Raw genomic sequence first — 16,143 nt, forward strand, 5'->3', positions numbered from 1 at the left:
GCAGACGCGATCTCCTGGGCGGGCATCGTACCAAGCCCCCTTCCGCCGTCCCCGCCGCTGCGGACGCGACGGAGCCCGGCTCAGGTCGCCGCCAGCGCCTCGGTGGGCGGCAGGCGGGCGGCGCGCATCGCCGGATACAGCCCGGCGAGCGTGCCGATGACCAGCGTCGCGCCGATCGCGCCGCCGAACGCCCACGGCGGAACCACCGCGGGCCAGCCCTTGGACAGGGCGTAACCGGTACTGGCCAGCGCGCCGAGCGCCGCCCCGGCCACCCCTCCGAGCGCCGACAGCAGCAGCGACTCGGCCAGGAACTGCACGCGCACCTGCCCCCGCGTCGCCCCCAGCGAGCGGCGCAGGCCCACCTCCCTGCGCCGCTCGAGCACGGAGATCACCATCGTGTTGGCCACGCCGACGCCGCCGACCAGCAGCGCCACCGCCCCCAGGCCCAGCATCAGACCGGTGAACGCGCCGGCCGCGGCCGCCTTGGCGCTCAGGGCGTCCGAGGGACGGCTGACGTTCACCTCCTCGGGGTTCTGCGGATCGACCGTCCGCGGCAGCACCTGGCGTACCGCCTCCACGGCCGCGTCCGCGGAACGCTCGTAGATGGTGGTCGGGTGACCGTCGAAGTCCAGGTAGCGTTCGGCGGCCTCGAACCCGACCAGGGCCGAGCGCTCGATCTCCGGCGCCAGCGGCAGCGCGTCCAGGACGCCGACGACGCTGAACCACCGCCCGCCGATCCACACCTGGGCGCCCGGCCCGGTCAGGCCGAGCCGCTCGGCGGCCACCGGCCCCAGCACGACCGCCGGGTAGCGGGCGGTCGCGGCGTTGAGCCAGGTGCCTGCGCGTACCGCCCCCTGCAGGGTGGTGAGCAGCTCGACGTCGGCGGCCCGCACCGCGATGCCCCCGGTCACGCTCTTGGGGATCTTTCCGGTACGCCGGACCGTGGCGTCCACGGTCCCGGTGGCGGCCGCGCTGGTGACCGGCGCGATCCTGCGGACCATGTCGGTCGCGCCGACCGGCAGCCTGGTCTGGCCGCCGAACACGGTCTGCCCGGCCTCGACGGTCAGCAGGTTGGTGCCGAGCCGGTCGAGCCTGCGCAGCAGGTCCTCCCGGGAGGAGGAGGAGATGCCGATCACCGCGACCATGGTGGCGATGCCGATCGCGATGCCCAGCGCCGACAGCGTCACCCGCGCCGGCCGGGCACGCAACCCGGCGGCGCCGACCCTGAGCACGTCGCCCACCCGCAGCCGCGGCGGGCGCAGCCGCTCGTCCGCGCCGCTCACCGGGTCACCTCCCCGGCGTCCCCGGCGTGATCGGCGTGATCGCGGGCCGCGGGGCCGACGCCGGAGACGATGCCGGAGACGATGCCGGCGTCGGCGCCGGAGACGATCAGGCCGTCCCTGACCCGCACCCGGCGCGGCGCCCACGCGGCGATCTCGTCGTCGTGGGTGATCACCGCGATCGTGGTGCCCGCGGCGTGCAGGGCGCCCAGCACGCCGAGCACCTCGGCGCCGGAGGCACTGTCGAGGTTGCCGGTGGGCTCGTCGGCCAGCAGCAGGGGCGGCTCGCCGACCACCGCCCTGGCCACCGCGACCCGCTGCTGCTCCCCGCCGGACAGCTGGTGGGGCCGGTGCCCGAGCCGGTGACCCAGCCCGACCCGCTCCAGCGCGGCCGCGGCCCGCTCGCGCCGCTCGCGCAGACGCGGACCGGCGTACAGCAGGCCGTCGGCGACGTTGTCCAGCGCGCTCACCCCCGCGGCCAGGTGGAACTGCTGGAAGACGAAGCCCAGATGACGCGAGCGCAGCGCGGACAGCTCGCGATCACCCAGCGCGCCGACGTCGTGGCCGGCGATCCTGATCGTGCCGGCCGTGGGCCGGTCCAGGGTCCCGATCATGTGCAGCAGGGTGGACTTGCCCGAACCGGACGGGCCGACGATCGCGAGCAGCTCGCCCGCACCGATCCGCAGGTCCACCCCGCGCAATGCGGCCACCCCCTGCCCGTACAGCTTGGTCACCCCGGTGAGCTCGACGATGTTCACGAGCGCGGCACCCCGACCTTCATGCCCCGCGCCAGGCCCGTGCCCTCGATCTCGACGTCCCCGCCGCCGTACGCGCCGGTCTGCACCGGCACCAGCCGGGTCGCCGAGCCCTGCACGACCTCGACGGCGAAACCGCCCTCGCGCAGCGCCAGCAGCGCCTCGACGGGGACCTTCAGCACGTTGCGCACCCGTTCGCTCTCCATCTCCACCGTCACCGGCGCCTGGTCCAGCCTTCCGGTGGAGCCCTTGACCAGGGTGATCTCGACGTCGATCGTCGAGGACCCCTCCTGGTCCTCCCCCTGGCCCGCGACGGCCTTGGCGACCGAGCCGACGAAGGTGATCCTCCCCTTGAGTTCGCGCCCGCCGGGCAGCTCCACCCGCACCCCGGCACCCTTGCGGGCCATCTGCTGGTCCTCGGTGTCCAGGTCGACCTGCACGATCCTGCGGGTACCGGTCAGGGTCAGGACCCGCGCACCGGCACGCACCCGGTCGCCCACCTTCGCCGCCACCTCGGCCACCCGTACCGGGCCGTCCAGGAAGACCACCTGGGCGGCGTCGACGGCACCGGTCTGCGGCAGGCCGCGATCGCGCTGCCACTTTTGGACCGCCCAGGAGGTGGCGGAGGTGAACTCCTCGTCCACCGTCAGGTCCTCGCCGTACCCCAGCGCCCTGAGGTTGCGTTCCAGCTGCTCGACGTCGGGCCCGTCGTCCACGCCGGACCGCAGCGGCCGGTACAGCGGCACCTGGCCGTACATCAGCGTCAAGGGCCTGCGGTCGATCCTCAGCAGCGCCCGGCCCCGGCGGATCACCCGCCCCTCGGCCGGCACCGTGGTCACCGTGCCGCCGGCACCCGCGACCGCCGTGTACTCCCCCGTGTACGTCAGCCTGCCGGCGACCGAGGTGGTGTCCACCACGTCGCCACGGGTGATCTCCGCCGTCGGCGGCACCGGTGGCGCCGACGGCCCGGCCGCCTCCCCGGTGCCGTCCAGGCCCACCGCCGCGGCGGCCGCCCCGCCGAGCACCACGGCGGCCACCGTCCCGGCCAGCACCGCTCTGCCACGTCTCATCCGCCGCCTCCGCCGTCTGCGGGAGTCGTCATCCGTGCTCACCTCCGTACCGGCGGGACGCACGCCCGCGGCACGGTCCGATGTCTACGGCGGCCGGGGTTAGCGGCCCGTAAGCCCCGCCGCACGCGGGCACACCGCGTACGGACGGCGTACGGACGTGAAGGACGGCGTACCGACGCATGAGGACGGCGTGCGGACGCACCAGGAGCGGCCGGGCGGTGGCGCGGTGGCGCGCGGGTTTATCGCGGCCTAACGTCCGATGGCCCACGCTGGTCGGCGGAGGTGCGGGCATGCGCGTGCTGGTGGTCGAGGACGAGGACGAGATGGCCGACGCCATCGCCCGTGCCCTGCGGCGGAGGGCCATCGCCGTGGACGTCGCCTACGACGGCGCGCAGGCCATGGAGCGGCTGGGACACACCGGCTACGACGTGGTGGTGCTGGACCGCGACCTGCCGGGGCTGCACGGCGACGAGGTGTGCCGTCGGCTGGTCGCGATGGGCGGCGGCGGGGGGATCCTGATGCTGACCGCGATGGGCGGGGTGGGCGAGCGGGTGGACGGGCTCGGGCTGGGCGCCGACGACTACCTGCCCAAGCCCTTCGCGATCGCCGAGCTGGCCGCCCGGGTGCGCGCGCTGGCCCGGCGCACGGCCTCGGTCAGGCCCGTGGTGCTGGAGCGCGCCGGGGTGCGGCTGGACCCGGCCGGGCGGACCGTGACCAGGGACGGCGCGCGCCTGGCCCTGACCCGCAAGGAGTTCGCGTTGCTGCAGGTGCTGCTGCTGGCCGACGGCGAGGTGGTGCGCACCCGCGACCTGCTCGCCCGGGCCTGGGACGAGTACTACGAGTCGGGCACCGGGGCGCTGCGGGTGGCGATGACGACGCTGCGCAGGAAGCTCGGCGACCCGCCGGTCATCGAGACCGTCCCGGGACGGGGATACCGCCTGTGACCGGCCTCCCCCCGCAGCCGCAGCCGCAGTCGTCACCGAGGAAGGCGCGGCGGGGAAGGGCGGCCGGACGGGTGCGGGAACGGCTCCGGGCCTGGCGCGGGTTCGGGCTGCGCACCCGCCTGACCCTGCTGTACGGCGGCCTGTTCTTCGGCGCGGGCGCGATCCTGCTCTGGGTCACCTACGCGCTGACGGCACGGACCATGCAGCAGCGGATCGTCACCCGCATCTCGGCGGTCCCCAAGGACGACCCCCTGCGAGGACCGCTGCCGCCGCCGCAGGAGGGGTTCTTCCTGCGCACCGCCGGCGACCTGCTCCATCAGGTGGAGGCCGGCAAGGCCGACGTGCTGCAGGAGCTGCTGCGCAACTCGGTGATCGGGCTCGTGGTGATCGGCGTGGTCGCGACCCTGCTCGGCCTGCTGATGACCGACCGGGCACTGCGCCCCCTGCAGCGGGTGACCGGTACCGCCGAACGCCTGTCGGAGAGCACCCTGCACGAGCGCATCGCGCTGGACGGCCCGCCCGACCACGTCAAACGCCTGGCCGACACCTTCGACGCGATGCTCGACCGCCTCCAGCGCTCCTTCGACGCCCAGCGCCGCTTCGTCACCAACGCCTCCCACGAGCTGCGCACGCCCATCGCGGTCAACCGGACGCTGATCGAGGTGGCGCTGGAGGAGCCGGACGCCTCCGACGACGTGCACGCGCTCGGCCGGGCGCTGCTCGGCGTCAACGCGCGCCACGAACGGCTCATCGAGGGGTTGCTGCTGCTGGCCCGTTCGGAGAACGAGCTGGTCGCCCGCAGGCCGGTGGACCTGGAGCACGTCACGGCGTCGGCGCTGGAACAGCTCGGGGCCGCAGCGCGCCGGCGCGGCGTCGCACTGCGCGCCGACCTGTCGCCCGCCCCCGCCCGCGGCGACGCGCTGCTGCTGGAACGCTGCGTGTTCAACCTGGTGGAGAACGCCCTCAAGTACAACGTCCCGGACGGGCACGTGCAGGTACGGCTGGCCGCGAGCGGCGAGGAGCTCACGCTCGTCGTGGACAACACCGGCCCGCTGGTCCCCGCCCACGAGGCCGGTGACCTGTTCGAGCCGTTCCGCCGCCTGCACGACCGGATCGGCTCGGCCCAGGGAGCCGGTCTGGGCCTGTCGATCGTACGGGCCATCGTGGTGGCGCACGACGGCACCGTGACGGCCGTGCCGCGCCCCGGTGGCGGCCTGTCCGTCACGGTGCGGCTGCCCCTGGCGCGCGAGGCGGCCCGTACCGTACGCCTCGCCGGGCCGGGATCGGCCGGGTAGGCGGGCCCGGCGGCTCCCGGGCCCGGCCTGTGGGCCCGGCCTGTGGGCCCGGCCGCCTCCGGCCTCGGCACCTCCTGCGGCCTGCGACCTCCCGATCCGTCAGGCAGGTCCGCCCGGTCCGCGCGGCTCCCCCGGCCACGCGGGCCCGGCCTGTGGGCGGGTGTCCGGCCGGGCCCCGGTGTTCCGGCCGTCCCCTCACCCCGGTCCTCGTCACGTGAACGAGAGCGCGGGGCTCAGCCGCTCACCCGGCGTCACCACCGGAGCCCTCCGGACCCCCCGGGCCCTGCGGATCCTGCGGGCCGCCCGGCCGTCCCGGCAGGTGATGCTCGCAGGCCTTGTGGGCCTTCTCCGAGGCCGCCTCACCCCCCTCGGGACGCTTGATCATCACCCTGCCGTCACCGGGTACGGGGTCGGCCATGTCGACGCCGTGCTCGCGCATGCACTTGGCGAACGCCAGCAGCCGGTCGTGGGCCTCGGGGTCGACACGCGCCGCACCCTCCCCGCCTCCCATGTACTTCGAGCAGGCCTTGTGCGCCTTCTCCACGGCACCCTTGTCCTTGCCCCCGACATGGATCCTGGCCGGGCCGCCGGGCTCGGGGTCGGCCATGTCGATCCCGTTCTCGCGCATGCACCGGGCGAACGCGAGAGGGTCGGGGGACGCCGAGGGCGACACCGAGGACGAGGCCCCCGACGAGGCCGCCGACGAGGGCCGGACGGTGTCGGCCACCGAGGCGACGCCGCCCCCGGTGGGTGCCTGGCCGCAGCCGGCCGGGGCCAGGGCCGCGAGCACCCCGACGAGCAGTGCCGCACGCCGGAACGTCATGTGGATGCACCTCCGTCCCCGGGAGGTCGGACGCCTCCCGCGGGTGCACCCTGTCTACGGAGGCGGAGGTTAGCGAGGTGTAAGCCCGGCGGACCCTCCGGATCGGCCCGGCATCCGCCCGAACGGGCGGCCGGGCGGCCGATCGGAGCGACAGAGATATTTCTCCCTGTCTGCATCCGTATGCACCTGAGAAACGAATCAGATGACGGCAAGCCTGATGTTTCCGGCCGGAAACCCACAACGGCCCACAAATGCCGTAGAACGGAAGGGGTGCGGCCGGTCCGCGGTGCGTGCCCGATCGGAGAGGCCGTCCGCTCGCGGCGGCCCGCCCTCGTCCGGCGATCCGCCGGCCACAGGCCCCCACCCCCAGGGCCGCCCCAGAAGCGGAACGGAAAGCCCTTGAACCTGTCAGTGCATCTTTTCCGCGTACGGGCGGCGACCTTCGTGGTCACCGTCGCCGGTGACCTGGACCTGTACAGCGCGCCGCTGCTGTCACCGTCCCTGGTCCCGCCGCCGGGGCCCGGGCCCTGCCACATCGTGCTGGCCGCGTCCCGGCTGAGCTTCTGCGACGTGGCCGGGCTGCGCCTGCTCACCTCCGCCCACCGGACCCTGAGCGAGAACGGTGGGGGCCTGGCCGTCGCCGGGGCGTCGGGCTCGATGCGGCGGCTGACGCCTCTGGTCGCCGGGAACCACGCCGACGCGCCGGTGCACTACGCCGACGTCACCGAGGCCCTGAGGGCCTGCGCCGGGTCCGTCGGTGAGGACTTCACCGGTCCGCCGCCCGCGCCCCGGCACCTGCCGTCCTTCCGCGGCCTGGGCGCCCGCCGTGCCGTACCCGCGGGCCTGCGGGCCCGTCGCCACCGCACCTGACCGGCGCCTGACCGCGCTGACGGCACCTGAGGCACCTGACCGCACCTGACGGCTCCGGCCGCCGGGCGGGCCGCGGTGACGAGGGCTCTCCTCCTAGGCCTCGCAGTTGGGCTCGGACTCGCCGCTGCAGGTGTCGAAGTCGGCCCCGCCGTCGGTGGTGTCGTTGCCGAGGTTGCCGGTCAGGAAGTCGTTGCCGCTCCCGCCGGCCAGGATGTCGCGACCCGAACCGCCGGACAGGCGGTCGGAGCCGGCCGAGCCGAAGATCTCGGCGAACAGCGAGGTGTTGTTGCGCACGACGTCGTCCCCGGTCCTGACGTTGACCAGGATGTTGGTGACCCCCGCGCAGGAGACCGTGTTGGGTCCCTGCTGGACGCACCCGGCACCCGCGGTCACCGAGTGCTGGACGGACGAGACGGTGATCTTGCCGTTCAGGGGCCTGATGTCGATGCTGTCGTTGCCGGTCGTGCCGACGACGGACATGTTCTGGAACGAGCCCACCGTGACGGTGGCCCCGGCGGCGTGGGCCGGAGCCGCCAGGACGGCGCCGGCGGCCAGCCCGGCCGCGGTCAGGGACAGGGTGGCGATGTGGCGACGCATACGCGACATGTGAAATCCTTTTCGAGACGTGTCGTTCGGACGAGTCTCAGACAACCGCTTCTTCGCGTCGCCGTCTGCGTCATTGTGCGCACATGCCGTTCGTGTTTTCCCAGGCCTGTGAGGTGCGGGTATGTGACCGGGAACGCCACCCGTACATTGAACAAGAATATGCCGGAAAATGCCTTTCAATGGCGTTTTACGATGAGATGCCCCGGGTGGGGATCGCGGGTCGGGCCGATCCCCGGCCGATCATCGCCGGCCCGGCCCCGGGACCGCCGGGCTCCGGGCAGGCGTCCCCGTGCATGCCCCATCGCCGCGCGCTCCCTGGGCCCGGCCCGTCGGCGCGACGCTTTCGTCCCCTCCGTCCCCGCCGTCCCCGCCGTCCTCGCCGTCCCCGCCGCGCGGGGCGTCCGGTGCGGGCGGCGTCCCGGCGGGCGGGGTGCCGATCGGGGGAACACCGCGCAGCAGCCGGACGATCAGCACGGCGACGGCCGCGAGGATCACGGCGCTGATCGCGGCGACCAGGTGCAGCCCGCCGACGAACGCCTCCCGTGCCGGCGCGAGCAGCGCCGCGGCCAGGTCCGCGGGAAGGTCACGGGCGACGGTGACGGCCTCGGTGAGGCCCTCCCGCGCCGCGTCGGCGGCAGCGGCCGGGACGTCGTCCGGCGGGGTGAACCGGCCTTCGTAGACGACGGCGCCGATGCTGCCGAGCGCGGCGAGCCCGAACGCGTAGCCGAACTGACCGCTGGTCTCGTTCAGCGCGGCGGCCGAACCGGCCCTCTCCGGCGGCGCGGAGGCCATGATCAGGTGGATGCTCAGCGTCACGAGCGGGCCGGCACCGAGGAGGATCAGCGCGTATCCGGCCGCGAGGGTGAGCGGTCCGGACGTCGTGTCGGTCTGGGTGAGCACGACCAGGCCCGACACCGAGATCACCAGCCCGGCGCCGATCACGTACGCCGGCCGGAAACGGCGGGCCAGGACCGGCGACACGACGAACGACAGCGCGTTGGCCGCGACGGCGGGCATCATCCACAGGCCGGCCTCGAAGGGCGAGAGCCCCTCGACCAGCTGCAGGTCCTGGGTGATGAACAGCATGATCGAGCCCATCAGCAGCGTGCAGGCCATCATGCCGCCCAGCGCCGTGCTGAACGACCGGTCGGCGAACAGCCGCAGATCCAGCAACGGGTGCTCCAGCCGCCGCTGCCTGCGGACGAACAGGACCGCGAAGACGGCCCCGGCCACGATGCCGGCGACCGCCGGCGTCCGCGGGCCGTCCTTGGCCAGCTCCTTGAGCCCGTGGACGGCCGGCAGCACGGCGGCCAGTGACAGCGCCACGCTGGTCAGGTCCACTCTCCCGGCGTCCGGGTCGCGGTACTCGGGCAGCAGGAACGGGCCGGCCACGAGCAGCAGAGCCATCGCCGGTACGCCGAGCAGGAAGACCGAACCCCACCAGAACCGCGACAGCATCGCGCCGCCGACCACCGGGCCGATCACCGCACCGGCCGAGAAGCACAGTCCCCAGATGCCGATCGCCACCCCCATCTGCCGGGGGTCCCGGAACAGCGAGCGGATCAGCGACATGGTCGACGGGGCCAGGATCGCACCGGCCACGCCCAGCACGGCGCGGGAGGCGATCAGCATCGCCGGGCCGGTCGAGTACGCGGCGACGACGGAGACGACGCCGAACGCCGCGGCCCCGATCAGCAGCAGCCTCCTGCGGCCGATCCGGTCACCGAGCGTGCCCATCGTGATCAGGAACCCGGCGAGCAGGAACCCGTAGACATCGGTGATCCACAGCTGCTCGACGCCGCTCGCGCCCAGGTCCGCCGCCAGGTGGGGAAGCGCCAGGAGCAGGACGTACACATCGATGGAGACCAGCAGTGTCGGCAGGGCGAGCACGGCGAGCGCGATCCACTCCCGCCGCCCGGCCCTCGCCGGGGTCGCGTCGTTCATGACAGGTCCTTCCACGTTCACCGGGTGATCCGCACGCCGCGGGGCCGGTCGTCAGGGACCGGTCGGAGCGGCCGGCCGGTTCTCGACATCGGCGCGGATCGAAACGGGGACGGGGACGGGGACGGGGACGGCGTACACGGTCGGCGGCCGGTGGCGGGAGTGCTCGCGGGCCGCTCGCCCTCCCTCCCGGTGGGAGGGAGGGCGGGGCCGGGCTCAGGGGCGGGCGTTCCGGACGGCCTCGTCCAGCGAGGTGACCGGGCGGCCGAGCAGCCGGGTCAGGTCGCCGGTGGTGGTCTCCAGGTCGCCGCGGGCGATGGACTCGTCCAGCGAGGCGACGAAGGCGGCGGTGCCCGCGTCCAGCCCGCTGCGGCGCAGCGCGTCGGCGTACTCGGCCGGCGAGAGGTCGCGGTAGACGACCTTCGTGCCGGTGACCTCGGTGACGGTCGCGGCCAGCTCGCCGAGGGTGAAGGCGGGGCCGCCGAGCTCGTACACGGCGCCGTCGTGCCCGTCGCCGGTCAGTGCCGTGGCGGCGGCCGCGGCGTAGTCGGCGCGGGGTGCGGCGGAGACCCTGCCGGAACCCGCGGCGCCGAGGATCTCCCCCCGCTGGAGGTAGCCGTCGAGCTGGTCGGTGTAGTTCTCGGTGTACCAGCCGTTGCGCAGCAGGGTGTACGGCACGCCGGAGGCGGCCAGGGTCTCCTCGGTGGCCTTGTGGTCGGGCGCCAGCGGGTTGGCGCTGGTGGCGGCGCGCAGGATGCCGGTGTAGACGATGCGCTCGACGCCACCGGCCCGGGCGGCCTCGATCACCGCGGCGTGCTGGGCCGGGCGCCGTCCGGGCTCGTCGCCGGAGATCAGCAGCAGGCGGCCCACCCCGGCCAGGGCGGCCGGCAGCGTCTCGGGCAGCGAGTAGTCGCCCTGGCGGACCTCGACACCGCGTCCGGCCAGGTCGGCGGCCTTGGCCTCGGTACGGGCGACGGCGACGATGTCGCCGGCCGGCACGCCCCGGGTGAGCAGGTCGGCGATGACGAGGCGGCCGAGGTGGCCGGTGGCTCCGGTGACGGCATAGGCGGGCATGGTGGATCCCTTCGATCAGCACTGTGTTTTAGAAAGCACTAACCAAAGTACAGCACCCGCTGTTCCGCAGCGACTGGGGTAGGGTGACGGTGTGTCCGAACAGCGTGCGCAGTCCCCGGCGAAGCCCTCGGCGGAACCCCCGGCGGAGCCCTCCCAGCAGCTCGTCACCGACGTCTTCGCCAGCGCCTGCACCTCCCGCGCCGCCTTCGAGGACGTGACGGCCAAATGGGCCTCACTCGCGCTGCTGGCGCTGGGCGAGGGCGGCTACCGCTTCAACGCGCTGCGCCGCCGGGTCCAGGGGGTGAGCGAGAAGATGCTGTCGCAGACCCTGCAGGCCCTGGAGCGCGACGGCCTGCTCACCCGCGAGGTCCTCAGCACGATCCCGCCCCGGGTGGAGTACTCACTGACCCCGCTCGGCTCCCGGGTCGCCCGACACCTGCGCGCCCTGGCCGACCTGCTGGAGGAGACCGCCCCCGAGGTGGAGGCGGCCCGGCGGTCCTACGAGCGCCGCCAGGGCTGAAGGGGCTTACGGCGTCAACGGAACTCGTGGGGCTCGCGGAGCTCGCGGACATCGAGGCCGGGCACGACCAGGCCGAGCTCGTAGGCCAGGACCGCCGCCTGCGTGCGGTCGCGGGCGCCCAGCTTGTCCAGGACGTTGGTGACGTGGGTCTTGACCGTCTCCCGCGACACGCGCAGCACCTGCGCGATCTCCGCGTTGGCCTGCCCGAGCGTGATCTGACGTAACACCTGCAGCTCGCGCGGGGTCAGGTTCACCGGGTGGCGCGGCCTGGCGCTGCCGTGGTGCGGCGAGGCGATGCGCCGCAGCGCGTCGGGGAAGAGCACCGCGTCCCGCGAGTGCACCAGCCGGACGGCGTCCACCAGCTCGGCCGCGGGAGCGCGCTTGAGCACGTACCCGGCCGCTCCCGCGCGCAGCGCCCCCCCAGACCAGCTGGTCGTTCTCGAAGGTGGTGACCACCACGACGCGGGTGGAGGGCGAGCGGCGGGCCAGCTCGGCGGTGGCGGCCAGGCCGTCCATCCGGGGCATGCGGACGTCCATCAGCACGACGTCCGCCCCGGTTCCGGCCTCGACGGCCTCGTGGCCGTCCGCCGCCTCGCCCACGACGGTGAGGTCGTCGCAGGCGGAGAGCATCGCCGACCATCCCGTGCGGATCAGCCGGTCGTCGTCGGCCAGGACCACGCGGATCACAGCGGCAGCCTCGCCCGCACACGCCAGGTGGCGCCCGCCTCCTCCAGCGTGCAGGTGCCGCCGACCAGGCGGGCGCGCATCCGCATGCCCGTCAGGCCCAGCCCGTTCACCGCCGGATCCCGGCCGGTCCCGTCCGCGCCGTCCGCGCCGTCCCCGCCGTCCGTGCTGTCCGTGCCGTCCGTGCCGTCCGTGCCGTCCGTGCCGTCCGCGTCGGCGGGGGCGCCGGTGGGGTTCTCCACCGTCAGCACCAGGTCGCCGTCGACGGCCACGTCGAGCGTGACGGGTCCGTGCCCGTGACGCAGGGCGTTGGTGAGCGCCTCCCTGGCGATCGCGTACGCGGCGCGCGAGGTCGCCGCCGGCACCCTGTCCAGGTCCGCGGCGCGTACCCGCACGTCGAGACCGCGGGTGAGCGCGCCGAGCGCGTCGAGCGTGGGGGTGCGCGCGGTGTCGTCCTCGTCCAGCACGCCGAGCAGCACGTCGAGCTCCTCCTGGGCGGCGCGGGCGGTGTCCAGCAGGTGGCCCAGCGAGTCCGCGGCCTGGCCCACCCGGGGTTCGGGCCGCTCCAGCGCCGCCTGCGCGGCCATGCCCTGCACCAGGACCACGCTCAGCGCGTGCCCCACCGCGTCGTGCAGTTCCAGCGCGAGCGTCTGGCGGCGGCCGAGCTCCTGCAGCGCCCGGGAAGGTTCGGCGCGCAGCAGCCGGCGCGCCGCCCACCGCTGGCCGAGTCCGGCGACGACCATGGCGGCCACCACCGCACCGGCCAGCAGGAACGGCTCCGCCGTCCGCGCGGGGCTCTCGCGCCAGAACGCCAGGTCACCGGCGCGCGCCAGCCCGGGGAACAGCAGGAGCAGCCCGGCGCCCAGCGTGGCGCCGCCGTACAGGTGCAGGCTCGTCAGGGCCACCAGGTAGAGCCGGTCGGCCCTGCCCGGGACGTCGACGTCGAGGAGTTCCGACAGCGCGACGGTCTCGATGCGCCGCACCAGCGGCGCGGCGGCCAGCAGCACGGAGGCGGGCAGGCACGCCGCCCACAGCGTCAGGACGCGCGCCGGCGTCACCTCGGTGACGATCACCAGGCTGAGCGCCCCCGCCACCGGGGTGAGCAGGGCCGCGCCCAGCACCGGGTAGATCGCCGCCCGCAGCGCGCGTGCCAGGTGTCCGCTCACGACGACGATGCTAGTGACGGCGCCGCCGGGGGCCCTCCCCCGCCAGGGGGAGGTGACGCGGCGGGGACGTTCCTACGGTGAGCGCCATGACGAGAAACCTCCGGATCGCGGGCGCCCTGCTGTCGATCGCCGTGACGGCCGTCGGGCTGTGGTGGTGGACCACCCCGGCGAGCTACCCCTTCGGCGCGCTCGACCGCGTCACCGTGTCGCTGTCGCACCTGTTCGAGCACGACGTGGGCGGCCCGATGACCGTCGTGGCCGGGCTGGCAGGGCTGGTGACGGCCTTCACCTCGGGTGTGGCGCTGAAGGCGGGCGCGGTCGCGCAGGTCCTCTTCTTCGGCGTGGTGATGTCCGACGCGGGCATCATGTCCCTGCTGGGCTACGGCATGGCACTGATCGGCCCGCTCGCGCTGGTGGCGGTCCTGGTCATGGCCTGCGCGCGCCGCGGACGGGCGAGGGTCCCGGCCCTCGTGGTCCTGGTGTCACTGCTCGTCCTGGTCGCGGGCGGTACGCTCACCGGGCTCGTCCCGTTCGACCGCCTGCTCGCCAACCTCGCCGCGAGCTTCTCCTCCTACGCCGGGCGCGTGGCGTGGACGCTGGCCGACGCGCTCGCCTGTGCCCTGTGGGCGGTCGTCGCGGTGGCGGCCTTCCGGGCCGGTGGCACGCCGCGCTGGGCCCGGCCCGAAGCCGCCGCCCGCTGGGGACGCCCGGTCACGATCGCGGCGGCGCTGTGCCCGCTGCCGTACGCGCTCTACCGGCTGACCTGGCTGACCCCGTGGCCCACCGACATCGGCGCGGCCGAGCTGGCCGCGAACCCGGGCCTGAGGATGCAGGGCCTGGCCATCGGCTTCGGCGCCCTGGGCGGGTCCCTGCTGACGCTCGGCCTGATCGCTGGGTGGGGCGAGGTGTGGCCGCGCTGGGTGCCGGTCCTGCACGGCCGTCCCGTGCCGGTGCGGCTGCCGGTGACCGCGGGAGGGCTGGTCGCGGGAGCCTGCTGCCTGGCCTCGCCCGGCCTCACCGTCAACGCCGTGCAGTGGGGACAGCCGCTGCTCCTGCTGCTGTGGCCGTACCCGGTCTGGGGGGTCCTGCTGGCCGCCGCGGTCCTGGCCTACCGGCTGCGCCGCGGAGCCGGGACCGCCCCCGAGCACCCGGCGCCGATCACGCGGGCCACCCGGGCCACGGCCGGTCCGTGGGGAACGTCCGCGAGAAGTCCGGCGTCGAGCGACCACCGCGGACGGTGACACACCGCCCGCGTCCGGAACGTGAGGACCACCGGCGACCGATGAGGTTTCCGCGCCGCGACCGTCTGTACGTGTGAGATCGACTCACGAGAGGCTGACACGATGCGGAAACTGACCTTCGCCATGAACGTGACCCTGGACGGCTACACCGCCGCGCCAGGCGACGACCTCGGCTGGAGCGGGGGCGAGGGACCGGACTCGTCGCCGGGCGCCGAGCTGTTCCAGTGGTGGTCCGACCGGGTGGACGCGACGGGCCTGGCGCTGTACGGGCGCAAGCTGTGGGAGGCGATGAGCTCCCACTGGCCGACCGCCGACCAGCAGCCGGGTGCCACCCCGGCGGAGATCGAGTACGCCCGCCGCTGGCGGGACATGCCGAAGGTGGTGTTCTCGTCGACGATCGACAAGGTCGACTGGAACACCCGCCTGGTCACCGGCGACGCGGTCGCCGAGATCGCCCGGCTCAGGGACGGGGACGGCGGCCCGATGGACATCGTCGGCGCGACGCTCGCCGCGGCGGCCATGCGGGCCGGGCTGATCGACGAGTACGTGCTGGTCACCGCGCCGGTCCTGGTGGGCGGCGGCACGCCGTTCTTCACCGCGCTGGACAGCTGGGTGAACCTGAACCTGGTCGAGACGCGGACGTTTCCCGGCGGCGTGGTGCTGACCCGATACGAGACGAGACGATGAGCACGATGGGCACGGGATGAGCACGGGCCGGATGCCCGGCTCGTGAGCCGGGCCGGAATCCTTCCCCGCGTGCTCACCGTGCCCCTCGGACTCCTCCGATCACAGCGTCGCGGGCAGGCCCAGCCACGGGGTGCCGGCGGCGTCGAATCCGGTGAGCTCGGCGATCTTCCCGTCGACGATGCGCAGGACCGCGATCGTGTACAGACGGTGTTCCGGGTCGCCGGGGGTGCGCAGGTACAGCGCGGCGGCGGGCATGCGGTTGACCGTCGTGGCGATGCAGCGCCAGTCGTCGTGGCCGCGCCGGAAGAGCCCACCGGAGACCCAGCCGTCCACCGCGTCCCTGGCCGTGACGATCAACGCGCCCGACCCGGGCAGCATCGCGAAGCGCAGGTCGTCGCGCAGCAGGGCCGTCAGTGCGTCGAGGTCGTTGCGCTCATGGGCGTCCATGTACGACCTCACCACGCCGCGCTCGTCGTCCGACAGCTCGTGCGTGGCAGGGCTCCGCCAGTCGAGGCGGTGGCCGGGCAGCTGCTCGCGCATCGTCACGCGCGCCCGCTGCAGTGCGCTGGTCACCGATGGGACGGTCAGCTCGAGGGTGTCGGCGGCCTTCGACGCCGGCCAGCCGAGGACGTCGCGCACGATGAACACCGCCCGCTGCCGCGGCGGCAGGTGCTGAACGGCGACGATGAACGCCAGCTCGATCGTCTCCCGCGCCACCACCGAGTCCTGCGGGTCCTCCGGGAGCATCCGGTCCGGGTAGGGCTGCAGGTAGCGCACTTCCCAGCCCGCACCCGGCAGCTCGGCGGGCACGGGTGTGCGGTCGTTGCGCTTCTCCAGGAAGTCGAGGCAGGCGTTCGTCGCGATCCGGTACAGCCAGGTCCGCAGCGCGGCGTGGCCCTTGAACGACTCCCGCTTGTTCCACGCCCGCAGGAACGTCTCCTGCGTCATGTCCTGGGCGTCCTCGTAGTTCGCGAGCATCCGGTAGCAGTGCACCTGCAGCTCACGCCGGTAGCGCTCCGTGACGAGCGTGAACGGTGCCGGGTCGTTCGAGCGGGCCGCCGCGATGAACGCGGCCTCGTCGCCCGGCAGTCTGTCGTCGGTCATGGTCGTCAATCCTTCCGCGGGTGGCAAGGGGCCACCAGGACTGACGGCGTGGCGGAGGATTTCTGAGCGGTGGAGCCGCCGGC

The 16,143-nt window shown here is 74.2% G+C and carries 16 protein-coding genes and 1 pseudogene; 6 read left to right on the forward strand and 11 right to left on the reverse strand.

Going from position 1 to position 16,143, the window contains the following annotated elements; genetic code table 11:
* Positions 1–80 precede the first annotated feature (80 nt).
* From ABD832_RS00575 to ABD832_RS00585, 3 genes are read right to left on the reverse strand one after another with little or no spacing between them, the layout of a single operon-like run.
* The gene (locus tag ABD832_RS00575; protein WP_344886794.1) at positions 81–1,283 is read right to left on the reverse strand and encodes an ABC transporter permease; all 1,203 of its coding nucleotides are present in this window, start codon (positions 1,281–1,283) and stop codon (positions 81–83) included.
* A complete protein-coding gene (locus ABD832_RS00580; protein ID WP_344886797.1) occupies positions 1,280–2,038 on the reverse strand; it encodes an ABC transporter ATP-binding protein in 759 nt (252 codons plus the stop codon). Before ABD832_RS00580 ends, ABD832_RS00575 begins: the two co-directional genes overlap by 4 nt.
* Complete coding sequence (locus tag ABD832_RS00585) at positions 2,035–3,105, reverse strand: peptidoglycan-binding protein (protein WP_344886799.1); 1,071 nt, start codon at positions 3,103–3,105, stop codon at positions 2,035–2,037. Before ABD832_RS00585 ends, ABD832_RS00580 begins: the two co-directional genes overlap by 4 nt.
* A gap of 290 nt (positions 3,106–3,395) precedes the next feature.
* Between ABD832_RS00585 and ABD832_RS00590 the strand changes: the two genes are divergently transcribed.
* Both ABD832_RS00590 and ABD832_RS00595 read left to right on the forward strand, forming a co-directional pair.
* Positions 3,396–4,049, forward strand: a complete 654-nt coding sequence (locus tag ABD832_RS00590) for a response regulator transcription factor (RefSeq protein WP_344886801.1) — start codon at positions 3,396–3,398, stop codon at positions 4,047–4,049.
* Positions 4,046–5,344 (forward strand): sensor histidine kinase, encoded by a 1,299-nt coding sequence (locus tag ABD832_RS00595; RefSeq protein WP_344886803.1) that lies wholly within the window; start codon positions 4,046–4,048, stop codon positions 5,342–5,344. Before ABD832_RS00590 ends, ABD832_RS00595 begins: the two co-directional genes overlap by 4 nt.
* Positions 5,345–5,585: 241 nt before the next feature.
* On the opposite strand, the gene ABD832_RS00600 is transcribed toward ABD832_RS00595, so the two are convergent.
* Entirely contained in the window at positions 5,586–6,167 is a 582-nt protein-coding gene (locus tag ABD832_RS00600; protein WP_344886805.1) for a hypothetical protein, read from the reverse strand.
* A 399-nt stretch (positions 6,168–6,566) separates the two neighbouring features.
* Between ABD832_RS00600 and ABD832_RS00605 the strand changes: the two genes are divergently transcribed.
* Positions 6,567–7,037 (forward strand): STAS domain-containing protein, encoded by a 471-nt coding sequence (locus tag ABD832_RS00605; RefSeq protein WP_344886807.1) that lies wholly within the window; start codon positions 6,567–6,569, stop codon positions 7,035–7,037.
* 93 nt (positions 7,038–7,130) lie between these two features.
* On the opposite strand, the gene ABD832_RS00610 is transcribed toward ABD832_RS00605, so the two are convergent.
* The 3 genes from ABD832_RS00610 to ABD832_RS00620 all read right to left on the reverse strand — a co-directional run bounded on the left by ABD832_RS00610 (position 7,131) and on the right by ABD832_RS00620 (position 10,658).
* Positions 7,131–7,643: a calcium-binding protein gene (locus tag ABD832_RS00610; RefSeq protein WP_344886809.1), complete on the reverse strand. Its 513-nt coding sequence runs from the start codon at positions 7,641–7,643 to the stop codon at positions 7,131–7,133.
* 240 nt (positions 7,644–7,883) lie between these two features.
* A complete protein-coding gene (locus ABD832_RS00615) occupies positions 7,884–9,587 on the reverse strand; it encodes an MFS transporter (RefSeq protein WP_344886811.1) in 1,704 nt (567 codons plus the stop codon).
* Between the two features lie 213 nt (positions 9,588–9,800).
* A complete protein-coding gene (locus ABD832_RS00620) occupies positions 9,801–10,658 on the reverse strand; it encodes an SDR family oxidoreductase (protein WP_344886813.1) in 858 nt (285 codons plus the stop codon).
* A gap of 91 nt (positions 10,659–10,749) precedes the next feature.
* Here ABD832_RS00620 and ABD832_RS00625 point away from each other — a divergent pair, with 91 nt between their 5' ends.
* Positions 10,750–11,178 carry a winged helix-turn-helix transcriptional regulator gene (locus tag ABD832_RS00625; RefSeq protein WP_344886815.1) on the forward strand — a complete coding sequence of 143 codons (429 nt, stop codon included), beginning with the start codon at positions 10,750–10,752 and terminating at the stop codon, positions 11,176–11,178.
* Between the two features lie 14 nt (positions 11,179–11,192).
* Here ABD832_RS00625 and ABD832_RS00630 read toward each other — a convergent pair whose 3' ends face one another.
* From ABD832_RS00630 to ABD832_RS00640, 3 genes and pseudogenes are all read right to left on the reverse strand, one after another.
* A complete protein-coding gene (locus ABD832_RS00630; RefSeq protein WP_344886817.1) occupies positions 11,193–11,567 on the reverse strand; it encodes a helix-turn-helix domain-containing protein in 375 nt (124 codons plus the stop codon).
* Positions 11,568–11,664: 97 nt separating this feature from the next.
* Positions 11,665–11,808, reverse strand: a pseudogene (locus ABD832_RS00635) (response regulator); the annotation flags it as partial.
* Positions 11,809–11,861: 53 nt separating this feature from the next.
* A complete protein-coding gene (locus tag ABD832_RS00640) occupies positions 11,862–13,028 on the reverse strand; it encodes a sensor histidine kinase (protein WP_344886819.1) in 1,167 nt (388 codons plus the stop codon).
* An 86-nt stretch (positions 13,029–13,114) separates the two neighbouring features.
* Here ABD832_RS00640 and ABD832_RS00645 point away from each other — a divergent pair, with 86 nt between their 5' ends.
* Positions 13,115–14,269 (forward strand): hypothetical protein, encoded by a 1,155-nt coding sequence (locus tag ABD832_RS00645; protein ID WP_344886821.1) that lies wholly within the window; start codon positions 13,115–13,117, stop codon positions 14,267–14,269.
* A gap of 102 nt (positions 14,270–14,371) precedes the next feature.
* On the forward strand, positions 14,372–14,956 hold the full coding sequence (locus tag ABD832_RS00650) for a dihydrofolate reductase family protein (protein ID WP_344886823.1): 585 nt from the start codon (positions 14,372–14,374) through the stop codon (positions 14,954–14,956).
* 99 nt (positions 14,957–15,055) lie between these two features.
* Here ABD832_RS00650 and ABD832_RS00655 read toward each other — a convergent pair whose 3' ends face one another.
* Positions 15,056–16,060 (reverse strand): RNA polymerase subunit sigma-70, encoded by a 1,005-nt coding sequence (locus tag ABD832_RS00655; RefSeq protein ID WP_344886825.1) that lies wholly within the window; start codon positions 16,058–16,060, stop codon positions 15,056–15,058.
* Between the last annotated feature and the right edge of the window lie 83 nt (positions 16,061–16,143).

It is taken from the genome of Streptosporangium longisporum, from assembly GCF_039534895.1.
Classification (GTDB): domain Bacteria; phylum Actinomycetota; class Actinomycetes; order Streptosporangiales; family Streptosporangiaceae; genus Streptosporangium; species Streptosporangium longisporum.

Excerpts from the sequence above, each read along its gene's own strand:
- ABD832_RS00645 (WP_344886821.1), top strand. The coding sequence starts at position 13,115 with ATGACGAGAAACCTCCGGATCGCGGGCGCCCTGCTGTCGATCGCCGTG.
- ABD832_RS00620 (WP_344886813.1), bottom strand. The coding sequence starts at position 10,658 with ATGCCCGCCTATGCCGTCACCGGAGCCACCGGCCACCTCGGCCGCCTC.
- ABD832_RS00655 (WP_344886825.1), bottom strand. The coding sequence starts at position 16,060 with ATGACCGACGACAGACTGCCGGGCGACGAGGCCGCGTTCATCGCGGCG.
- ABD832_RS00590 (WP_344886801.1), top strand. The coding sequence starts at position 3,396 with ATGCGCGTGCTGGTGGTCGAGGACGAGGACGAGATGGCCGACGCCATC.
- ABD832_RS00650 (WP_344886823.1), top strand. The coding sequence starts at position 14,372 with ATGCGGAAACTGACCTTCGCCATGAACGTGACCCTGGACGGCTACACC.
- ABD832_RS00610 (WP_344886809.1), bottom strand. The coding sequence starts at position 7,643 with ATGTCGCGTATGCGTCGCCACATCGCCACCCTGTCCCTGACCGCGGCC.
- ABD832_RS00600 (WP_344886805.1), bottom strand. The coding sequence starts at position 6,167 with ATGACGTTCCGGCGTGCGGCACTGCTCGTCGGGGTGCTCGCGGCCCTG.
- ABD832_RS00585 (WP_344886799.1), bottom strand. The coding sequence starts at position 3,105 with ATGAGACGTGGCAGAGCGGTGCTGGCCGGGACGGTGGCCGCCGTGGTG.
- ABD832_RS00615 (WP_344886811.1), bottom strand. The coding sequence starts at position 9,587 with ATGAACGACGCGACCCCGGCGAGGGCCGGGCGGCGGGAGTGGATCGCG.